Genomic DNA, 502 nt, shown 5'->3' with positions numbered 1-502 from the left:
AACAGCTTGGTGGAGTTGGGCGCGGTGCGTCCCTGAATCGTGACGGTTTGCCCGTTCAGTTTCGCGGCGGCGTCGCGCGCGGCTTGGCGGAGCTGCTCGGCGCGCTCCTTGCGCACGCGCTCGCGCTCCGCACGCATCTTCAGATTGCCCTTCGTGGCGGGCACTGCCCAGCCTTTCGGGATTAGGTAGTTCCGCGCGTAGCCGCCTGCCACCTTCTTAATATCGCCTGCTTTGCCCAAGTTGGGCACATCGCGCACCAGAATCACTTCCATCGTATTTGCCTCCTTAGCGTTGAATGCGTATGCCGAACGCAGGCTGATTGCGCCTGAAGGGGCTTTCCAGTCCGCCCCAGAGCCACACGCCGTCCGACACGCGCCAGTGCAGGCGTGCGTGCCCGCGCCAGTTGTTCGGGTCGAACAGGTCGAGCGTCAGCAGCCCCTGCTCGCCGAGCCTATAGTCTACCCCAAAGCCCGCTTTGCCCCCGTAGATGCCGTAGCGCAGC

Annotated in this window: 2 protein-coding genes; both read right to left on the bottom strand. The window is 64.3% G+C overall.

Annotated elements, in window-relative coordinates; all coding sequences use genetic code 11:
- Nucleotides 1-272: 50S ribosomal protein L9 (gene rplI / locus NW837_RS15885; protein ID WP_414332696.1), on the bottom strand; the 272-nt coding region annotated here is incomplete at its 3' end.
- A gap of 13 nt (nucleotides 273-285) precedes the next feature.
- Nucleotides 286-502: hypothetical protein (locus NW837_RS15880; RefSeq protein WP_414332694.1), on the bottom strand; the 217-nt coding region annotated here is incomplete at its 5' end.

The organism is Synechococcus sp. R6-10, assembly GCF_047461815.1.
GTDB lineage: Bacteria > Cyanobacteriota > Cyanobacteriia > Thermostichales > Thermostichaceae > Thermostichus.
This window is presented reverse-complemented; position numbering and strand designations above follow the sequence as displayed.